The sequence below is a fragment of the Mesorhizobium sp. WSM4935 genome, from assembly GCF_029625735.1.
GTDB lineage: Bacteria > Pseudomonadota > Alphaproteobacteria > Rhizobiales > Rhizobiaceae > Mesorhizobium.
In genome coordinates this window covers 22987-31766 of record NZ_JARTVR010000015.1, presented here as the reverse complement: position 1 = coordinate 31766, position 8780 = coordinate 22987, and the positions used below count along the sequence as shown (strand labels likewise).

Annotated in this window: 10 protein-coding genes; 5 read left to right on the top strand and 5 right to left on the bottom strand. The window is 65.2% G+C overall.

The window, feature by feature from the left end:
• Positions 1-112: 112 nt before the first annotated feature.
• The 3 genes from P9273_RS26155 to rpmB all read right to left on the bottom strand — a co-directional run bounded on the left by P9273_RS26155 (position 113) and on the right by rpmB (position 1902).
• The gene (locus P9273_RS26155) at positions 113-787 is read right to left on the bottom strand and encodes a hypothetical protein (RefSeq protein ID WP_278051373.1); all 675 of its coding nucleotides are present in this window, start codon (positions 785-787) and stop codon (positions 113-115) included.
• A gap of 22 nt (positions 788-809) precedes the next feature.
• Positions 810-1496, bottom strand: coding sequence for a queuosine precursor transporter (locus P9273_RS26150; protein WP_278051372.1), 687 nt, complete (start codon positions 1494-1496; stop codon positions 810-812).
• Between the two features lie 109 nt (positions 1497-1605).
• The gene (gene rpmB, locus P9273_RS26145) at positions 1606-1902 is read right to left on the bottom strand and encodes a 50S ribosomal protein L28 (protein ID WP_040989302.1); all 297 of its coding nucleotides are present in this window, start codon (positions 1900-1902) and stop codon (positions 1606-1608) included.
• Between the two features lie 258 nt (positions 1903-2160).
• On the opposite strand from rpmB, the gene P9273_RS26140 reads away from it, so the two are divergent.
• The 3 genes from P9273_RS26140 to P9273_RS26130 are packed head-to-tail and all read left to right on the top strand — an operon-like array spanning position 2161 to position 4540.
• Positions 2161-2952: a DUF3108 domain-containing protein gene (locus tag P9273_RS26140; RefSeq protein ID WP_278051371.1), complete on the top strand. Its 792-nt coding sequence runs from the start codon at positions 2161-2163 to the stop codon at positions 2950-2952.
• A gap of 32 nt (positions 2953-2984) precedes the next feature.
• Positions 2985-3872, top strand: coding sequence for an aromatic amino acid exporter YddG (gene yddG, locus P9273_RS26135; protein WP_278051370.1), 888 nt, complete (start codon positions 2985-2987; stop codon positions 3870-3872).
• Positions 3869-4540 carry a lysoplasmalogenase gene (locus tag P9273_RS26130; protein ID WP_278051369.1) on the top strand — a complete coding sequence of 224 codons (672 nt, stop codon included), beginning with the start codon at positions 3869-3871 and terminating at the stop codon, positions 4538-4540. The genes yddG and P9273_RS26130 overlap by 4 nt, the downstream gene beginning before the upstream one ends.
• Before the next feature lie 96 nt (positions 4541-4636).
• Here the strand turns inward: P9273_RS26130 and P9273_RS26125 are convergent, their stop codons facing one another.
• Positions 4637-5065 carry a cupin domain-containing protein gene (locus P9273_RS26125; protein WP_278051368.1) on the bottom strand — a complete coding sequence of 143 codons (429 nt, stop codon included), beginning with the start codon at positions 5063-5065 and terminating at the stop codon, positions 4637-4639.
• 64 nt (positions 5066-5129) lie between these two features.
• Positions 5130-5897: a hydroxyacylglutathione hydrolase gene (gene gloB, locus P9273_RS26120; RefSeq protein WP_278051367.1), complete on the bottom strand. Its 768-nt coding sequence runs from the start codon at positions 5895-5897 to the stop codon at positions 5130-5132.
• A 132-nt stretch (positions 5898-6029) separates the two neighbouring features.
• Between gloB and P9273_RS26115 the strand changes: the two genes are divergently transcribed.
• Together P9273_RS26115 and P9273_RS26110 are read left to right on the top strand one after the other, a co-directional pair.
• Entirely contained in the window at positions 6030-6791 is a 762-nt protein-coding gene (locus P9273_RS26115; protein ID WP_278051366.1) for a class I SAM-dependent methyltransferase, read from the top strand.
• A gap of 126 nt (positions 6792-6917) precedes the next feature.
• Positions 6918-8759, top strand: a complete 1842-nt coding sequence (locus P9273_RS26110; protein WP_278051365.1) for an ABC transporter ATP-binding protein/permease — start codon at positions 6918-6920, stop codon at positions 8757-8759.
• The last annotated feature ends 21 nt before the right edge of the window (positions 8760-8780 follow it).

Below are 8780 nucleotides of genomic sequence, written 5' to 3'. Positions count from 1 at the left end.
ATACCGTGGGTCCGCCTTTCCCGTGAACCGGCTAACCACTCTGGAGATTTCCGTGATCCTGCATCATCGGCCGTAACAAAGCGTAAAGCAGCAGCGGCTGTGGCTGAAAGCGTCAGGGCCGGTTGGTCGCAATCCAGATGATGTGGCGGGCGCCGCGCTTGCCGTTGGCCCGCGTGTTGATCTCCTCGACCGCGAAGCCGGCCTGCTTCAGCCGCCGGGTGAAGCCGCTGTCCGGCCCCTGCGACCAGACGGCCAGGACGCCACCGGGCGTCAAGGCGGCGCGCGCGGCCGCCAGGCCGGCCGCGCCATAGAGCGTGTCATTGCCCTTATAGACGATGCCTTCGGGACCGTTGTCGACGTCGAGCAGGATAGCGTCCCAGGCGGCGTTCTGCGCCCTTATCAATTGGCCGACATCGGCCTCGCGGATGGTGACGCGAGGGTCGTCGAGGCAGCCGTCGAAGATTTTCGCCATCGGGCCGCGTGCCCAGGCGACGACCGCGGGGACGAGTTCGGCGACGGTGACGGTAGCGTCGCCATCGAGCGCGGCGAGCGCGGCGCGCAAGGTGAAGCCCATGCCGAGCCCGCCGATGAGGAGGTTCGGCCGCTTGCGGCCGGCGATCCGCTCGCAGGAAAGCCTGGCGAGAGCCTCCTCGGAGCCGCTGAGACGGCTGTTCATCAGCTCGTTGGTACCGAGCATGATCGAAAATTCAGTGCCGCGCTGTTTAAGGCGCAGCTCCTGTGCGCCATCGGGCGTTCGGGCGGAATCAAGCTGAACCCAGGGGATCATGACCTGATTACACTGGCTGGAATCATGCTCCGACCGCGACCGCCGGCTGGCTCCAGCGCGCGGCAAGCAGCCGGTAGGGTATCAGCGCCACGACGGCAATGATGAGCTTGACCGAAACATCGCCAAGCGCCCAGGACACCCAACGCATCGTCTCGACCGGCAGCACGCCCATCAGGGGCACGTTCTCCAGCGCGAAGCTGTCACTGGGGCCGGCAAAGGCGAAAGCGGCGGAGAAGGCGACACCGAAGAAGACGACCGTGTCGAACACCGAGCCGACCAGCGTGCCGACGATGGGCGCGCGCCACCAGCTCTGCCGGCGCAGCCGGTTGAAGACGGTGACGTCGAGCAATTGCGCGGTGAGGAAAGCGGCGCCTGAAGCGGCGGCGATGCGCACCAGCCGGTCGGCGGCGGTCTCGAACTCGATCAGGCCATGGCGGAACAGGAAGGGCGGGACCAGGATAGAGCAGGTCACCGCGGTCATGAAGCCGACGAACACCACCTTGCGCGCCACGGCCGGGCCATAGCGGCGGTTGGCGAGGTCGGTGACCAGGAAGGAGAAGGGATAGGTGAAGGCGCCCCAGGTGAGCAGGTCGGCGAGCGACAGGCCGCCGATCTCGCCCTGCATCGGGAACTGCACGAGGATATTGGAGGCCACGACGACAAGCGCCATGGCGGCCACGAAGGGCAGATATCGGGTCAGGAAGTTCATTTTTTTATCCTGGGTAATGGAACCAGCCGAGCGTCATGCCGACGCTCGCTCTTACTCCGGGCACGGCCCGGCCGGCGCCCGAGGCGGTCGTCCCCCGCCTGAGAGGTGCTTAAGCGGCCGACTGCTCGGCCAGCTTCTTGGCGATCTGCTTCTTCAGCAGGCGGGCACGCTGCGACAGTTCCTTGACGTCGGCCTTGACCAGGAAGGCGTCGAGGCCGCCGCGATGCTCGACCGAACGCAGCGCGTTGGCCGAAATGCGCAGGCGAACATTCTGGTTCAGCGCTTCGGAAATCAGCGTCACATTGACCAGGTTCGGAAGGAAGCGACGCTTGGTCTTGTTGTTGGCGTGGCTCACATTGTTGCCGGTCTGGACTGCCTTGGCAGTGAGTTCGCAGGTGCGGGACATCTTGTCTAACCTTCAGTTTCTAAACCTGCCAAACCATTCTGCCCGCGCCAGGCGGCGCGCGGTGTCGGTCAGGCGGCCTTTGGAAAAGTTGGCGTTCCATAGTGGCATTTCGCCATTGCGTCAAGCTCCGGCGCATCGCCGGCTGTCGGTCGCGCTCCATATAAAGGCCGGATTTCAAACTATAAGCCCTTCGCGAAGGGATATGCCAGGCTGGAGCCTCTGCGTTCCGGCCGAACCGCCAGGGATTCGCCAGCCGCCATGCTCCGTCCATCTCATGCATTCGCCACCCTGCTTGCCCTTGCCGCGCCGACAACAGGCTTCGCCGCCGCGGCGCCGCAATCCTTCAAAGGCGAATATACGGTGTCCTATCTCGGCCTTTCGATCGCCAGGGCGACCTTTTCCAGCCGCTACGAAGGCGACAGCTATGCCATCGACGGTACCGTCTCGGCCGCCGGCCTCGGCAAGCTCTTCGACGACACGAAAGGCACGATTTCCTCGAAAGGCACGATTTCCGGCAAGCAGATGCGGCCGCGGGTGTTCAGGGCCGATTACACGTCCGGCAAAAAGGCCTCGATGGTCGACATCCGCTTCAGCAACGGGGCGGTCACCTCCACGCAAGTGGTTCCCGCGCCAGGCAAGCGCGACCCGAAGAGCTGGGTGCCGATCGGCGCCGGAGACCTGAAATCGGTGCTCGATCCGATGGCCGCGACCGTCATCCATGCCGAGAGCCTGGACAAGGTCTGCGGACGCACGGTCAAATTCTATGACGGCGAGATGCGCGCCGACCTGAGCTTGACCTATGCTTCCAAGGGTTCGATCTCGGTGCCGGGCTACAAGGGCGACACGGTGACTTGCAAGATGGGCTTCGAGCCGGTGGCGGGTTATCGCAAGGGCCGCAAGGCGCTGAACTTCCTCAAGAATAAGAGCCGCATGCTGGTGACGTTTGCACCGGTCGGCCAATCCGGCGTATATGCGCCGATCCGCGCCACGGTCGGGACCCAGATCGGTCCGCTGACGATCAGCGCAAGACGGTTCGAAGCGGTAAATTAGGTCAGGCGCCGTCGCGCGCCGGCGGGGGAGATATGGCGCGCGCAACACTGATCGGGTTTTCGGCGGTCGCCATGTGGGCGTTGCTGGCGCTGCTCACCGACGCCTCGGGGCAGGTGCCGCCGTTCCTGTTGTCGGCCATCACCTTCGCCATCGGCACCTGCGTCGGGCTCGTGGCGCGGCTGGTGATGCCGGCCGCCGACAGGAGCCAGAAGATCCCTCGCCAAGTCTGGGTGATCGGCATAGCTGGGCTGTTCGGCTACCACTTCTTCTACTTCACGGCGCTGCGCAACGCGCCCGCGGTCGAGGCAAGCCTGATCGCCTATCTGTGGCCGCTGCTGATCGTGCTCGGCTCGGCGCTGATGCCGGGCGAGCGGCTTGCCTGGAACCATGTCGTCGGCGCGCTGCTCGGCCTAGCCGGCACCTTCCTGATCGTCACCAAGGGCGGCGGGCTGGCCTTCGATGCGCGCTATGCCTTCGGCTACGCGATGGCGGCCGTCTGCGCGCTGCTGTGGTCGTCCTATTCACTTCTGTCGCGACGTTTCCCGTCGGTGCCGACCTCGATCGTCACCTGGTTCTGCGCGGCGACGTCGGTGCTGTCGCTGGTCTGCCATTTTCTGCTTGAGAAGACCGTGCTGCCGGATAGTCCTGGACAGTGGCTGGCCGTCATCGGGCTCGGCCTGATGCCGGTTGGCGCGGCCTTCTACGCCTGGGACATCGGCGTCAAGCGCGGCAACATCCAGGTGCTGGGCGCGGCGAGTTACGCCGCACCGCTCCTATCAACGCTGGTGCTGATCGCCGCGGGCGTCGCCGAGCCGTCGCTGCGTATCCTCGCTGCCTGCTTGCTCATCACCGGTGGCGCCGCGCTCGCGGCGAAGTCGCTGCTGATGCGCAAGTCGGTGGCAAAAGAGGTCAATGCATGATGGCGTTTCCGGGCGGCATCGAGGCCAACGCCAACGCGACGCTTTTGTTCTCGTTCGTCGCGACCGTAATCTACCTTTTTGCGCTCGACATGTCGCCGAAATGGACGCGCACGGCGGCAAAGACGCTTGCCGTGGCTTTGCTGGCGGTGCTTGCCGCCATGCAGGGCGGTCCGGCGCTGCTCGTCGCGGCGCTGGCGCTCAGCGCGGCCGGCGACGCCCTCCTCTCGCGCGACGGCGAAAAGGCCTTTCTCGGCGGGCTGGCGAGCTTTCTCGCCGGCCACATCGCCTATGTCGTGCTGTTCGCGCAGGCGGGCGGCGGGCTCGGGCTGTTGACCGCCCAATCCTGGCGGGGCGCGACCGCGCTCGCCATGGCCGTATTCAGCATCGTCATGCTTGCCGCGCTCTGGCGCCGCGTCGGCCCGCAACTGCGCATTCCGGTCGCCGTCTATGTCGCGGCCATCCTCGCCATGGGCGTTTCGGCGCTCACTACGGAGAACCGCTGGGTGATCGCCGGCGCGGTGCTGTTCATCGCCTCGGATGGGCTGCTGGCGGCAGAGCGCTTCCTGCTCTCGGCGATCTCGCTGCAGCGCCTGTGGATGCGCTACGCGGTCTGGGTGCTTTATTACGCTGCCCAACTGGCGATCACGCTGGGTTTTCTGCTCGCCTAGAGCAGAATGACGTTTCGTTGAGTCGTCATCCTGCTCTAACTCTTGTTGCAGCATGATCTTTTCCGAAAACCGGTTCCCACTTTCCGGGATCATGCTCTAGACCGGCTGCCAGCCCGGCTCCGCCAGCTCGAAGGCGGCGAAATCGAAGCCCGGCGCCACGGTGCAGCCGACCAGCGTCCATTCGCCAAGACTGCGCGCCGACTGCCACCAGCCGGCCGGCACGACGATCTGTGGCCGCTCCCCGGCGGCAAGGGCCGTGCCCAGCACCTGCTCGATGACCACGCCTGCGCCTTCCTCATGCATCGACAGCGCCAGCGGCGCGCCGGCATGGAAGTGCCAGATCTCGGTCGCGTCCTTCACCCGATGCCAGGCCGAAAGCTGGCCCTGCTCGAGCAGGAAATAGATCGCGGTCGAATGACCGCGCGGGCCACCCGCGGCGTCGCGAAAGGTCTCGGCGTACCAGCCGCCCTCGGGATGCGGCTGAAGGCCTAGCGTTGCGATGATCTCGGCGGCGCTGGTGGTCATTCGCATTCTTCGTTTTGGTGCATGGTGTTATCCCAAACCGCTGCGCACTCTTGGGCGACATGCATCAAAAATTGTCCTTGCGCTTGCGGATCTCGGCGAACACCTCCGCGTCCGAGGCCTTCTCCATCCCGAGATGCTTGCGGATCGCCGGGTCGTGCCAACGCAGGAACGGATTGGTCGACAACTCCTCGCCGATGGTCGTCGGCAGCGTCGGCTTGTTGTCGGCGCGCAGCGCCTCGATCCTTGCCGCGCGCTGCTTCAGCGCCGGATTGCTGGGGTCGACCGTCACCGCGAAGCGGGCATTGGCCAAGGTGTATTCGTGGCCGCAATAGATGGCGGTCTCAGCCGGCAGCGCCGCCAGCTTCTTCAAAGAATCATACATGACCGGCGGCTTGCATTCGAACAGGCGGCCGCAACCCAGCGCAAACAGCGTGTCGGCGGTAAAAGCCACCTTCGAGGCCGGCAAATAATAGGAGACGTGGCCGGCGGTATGGCCGGGCGTCTCGATGACCTCGATCCGTTCCTCGCCAAGGCGCACGACCGAGCCCTGGCTGACCGTTTCGTCGATACCGGGGATCTTCGCCTTTTCTGCTTCCGGGCCGACGATGCGCAATTTGAAGCGCTCCTTGAGCGCCAGATTGGCTTCGACATGGTCGGCATGATGGTGCGTGGTGAGGATCAATGTCGGCGTCCAGCCGGTGCGCTTGACCGCCGCCAGGATCCGCGCCTCTTCCGGCGCGTCGATGACCGCTGTCTCACCGCTTTTCGGATCGTGGACCAGCACGCCGAAATTGTCGGTGCGGCACATGAACTGCTCGATTTCGACCGGCATCGCATGTCTCCCTTTGTCGTCGCAGACATAGGGCGGGCGGCGGCCAATGTCATCCGCGTTTGTTGACCTGGCGCTTTGTTGAACCGGGCGCCTTTGTTGAACTTGGCAGGGTTCGCAGCTACCGTCCCGCGCATGCATTCGGATATCGTCGACCTGCGCTCCTTCTACTCTTCAACGCTCGGCCGCCTGGCCGAGCATTCGATCACCATGGCGCTGTCGTCCATATGGGCAATCGTGCCCAACGAGCGGCTGGTCGGCCTCGGCTACACGCTGCCATGGCTGGAGCGCTTCGGCACCGATGCCGAGCGCGTCTTCGCCTTCATGCCGGCGACGCAGGGCGCGGTGGTGTGGCCGGCGACCGGGCCAGCGGCGACGGCGCTGGTCTTCGACGAGGAGCTGCCGCTGGTCGATTCCTGCATCGACCGCGTGCTCCTGGTGCACTCGCTCGAACATGCCGAAAACCCGCGCGAGACGCTGAACGAGATCTGGCGCGTGCTGTCGCCGGCGGGCAGGGTCGTCATCGTCGTGCCCAACCGGCGCGGCGTGTGGGCGCGATTCGAGCACACGCCCTTCGGCAACGGCCGACCGTTCTCGCGCGGCCAGCTGACCGAGTTGCTGCGCGAGGCGAACTTCACCCCGGCGTCGTGGAGCGATGCGCTGTTCTTTCCGCCGTCGCCGCGGCGTTTCATGATGCGGTTCCACAATGTGCTGGAGAAAGCCGGCCGGCGGTTCTGGCCGATCTTTTCCGGCGTCATCGTCGTCGAGGCGCAGAAGCGGCTCTATCAGGGCGTGCCCGTCGTGCAACGCGCCTCCCGCCGTGTCTTCGTGCCGGTCTTCTCGCCGCAGGGGGCGACGCGGCTTGGCCGGCTCGCGACCGACGGCGCGTCCAAGTGACGCGTTCGTGATCGCCGCCGCGCCTTGCATCGCGCGGCGATCATCACCCTATCTGAGGCATGCCCGATCTAGCATGCTCGCTTGGCGTGACATTCATGATCGCGGCGGAAACCAGGAATATCCTTCATGGACGACCAGACCGATAGAAAGCCGGGCCCGCAGAAACCCGCCGTCTCGGTCGAGGCGAGCAGCCTCGCCGACCAGGTGACGGCGATCAAGCTGGGGCTGAAAACCTCGCCGGTGCGCAGGCAACTTACCTGGGTCTCGATCGGCATCGTCGCGGTCATCGTCGCCACCGCGATCGGACAGGTCCTGCTCAACCGCTGGAACCAGCCTTTCTACGATGCGCTGGCCCGGCGCGACATGGCCGACTTTCTGCACCAGCTTCTGGTCTTCGCGATGATCGCCGGCGGACTTCTGGTGCTCAATATCGGCCAGACCTGGCTCAACCAGATGATCCGTCTGAGGTTGCGCGAGGCGCTGACGCTCGACCTTATCGATCAATGGATGCGCCCGGCGCGGGCCTTCCGGCTGGCCAATGCCGGCGCCATCGGCGTTAATCCCGACCAGCGCATGCAGCAGGATGCCGCCCACTTGTCGGATCTGTCGACGGATCTCGGCGTCGGCCTTCTGCAGTCCTTCATTCTGCTCGTCTCCTTCATCGGCGTGCTGTGGGAACTGTCTTCGGGATTCGTCTTCCACATCGGCGGCTATTCCCTGGCGATACCGGGCTACATGGTCTGGGCGGCCTTCCTCTATGCCGGCATAGCCTCGTGGCTAAGCTGGCTGGTCGGGCGTCCGCTGATCGGCCTCAACAGCGAGCGCTATACCCGCGAAGCGGAGCTGCGCTCCTCCATGGTGCGGGTCAACGAAAACGTGGACGCCATCGCGCTCTACCATGGCGAGCCCGACGCCCGGCGCCGGCTGGAGCTCGACCTCGGCACGGTGCTCGGCGCCATGCGGCGCATCTTCACCGCGCAGATCAACCTGTCCTGGGTGACCGACACCTATGGCTGGATAACGGTGGTGGCACCCATCCTGGTGGCTTCGCCGGTCTATTTCTCGGGCGACATCTCGTTCGGCGGGCTGATGATGGCGGTGGGCGCCTTCAACCAGGTCCATTCGTCGCTGCGCTGGTTCATCAACAATATCGGCAGCATCGCCGATTGGCGCGCGACGCTGATGCGCGTGGCCGATTTCCGCATCGCGCTCACCGAGACCGATGCGCTGCACCACAAGGAAAAACGCATCCAGTTCGTTGAAAACGCCAATGGCAGCCTGACCTTCGACAGGCTCGAAGTGGCTTCACCGGAAGGCTGCACCAAGCTTGCCCAGACGGAAGTCGAAATTCGTCCCGGCGAGCGGGTCATGATCACCGGCGAGCCGGGCGCCGGCAAAACATTGTTCTTCCGCGCCATTGCCGGCCTGTGGCCGTGGGGAAGCGGCCGGATCGGCCTGCCGGCCGGCGAGGGCCCCATCTTCGTGCCCCGCGTGCCGTATTTCCCGGCCGGCACGTTGCGCGAGGTCCTCGATCATCCGAACGGCAAAGCCCCGACCAGCGATGCCGAGATCGCGGCGGTGCTTGGCGAGGTCGGCCTCGATCGGCTGGCAACCGCGCTTGATCGTCCCGGTCGGTGGGAACGCGAGCTCGGCGATGACGAGCAACGGGCGCTGGCTTTCGCCAGGCTCGCCTTGCGCAAGCCGAAATGGGTGATCATCGATGAAGCGCTCGACGCGTTCGACGGCCCGACGCTGCGGCGGGTGCTCGCCATGCTGCAGAAGCGTCTGCCCGAAACCGCGATCATCAATATCGGGCGCGGTCAGCAGAACGACCAGTTCTTCCCGCGCTCGCTGAACATCGTGAAGGATACCGGAGCCCAGGCACTGAAGCCCGCGCGCGTTCGAGCCGGCGCGATCGAGCCGCCGCCTCCGGCGGCGCGCCGCAAGAAGGAATCCACCGAAGCTTAAAGCAAATTCCAGGAGAAAGTG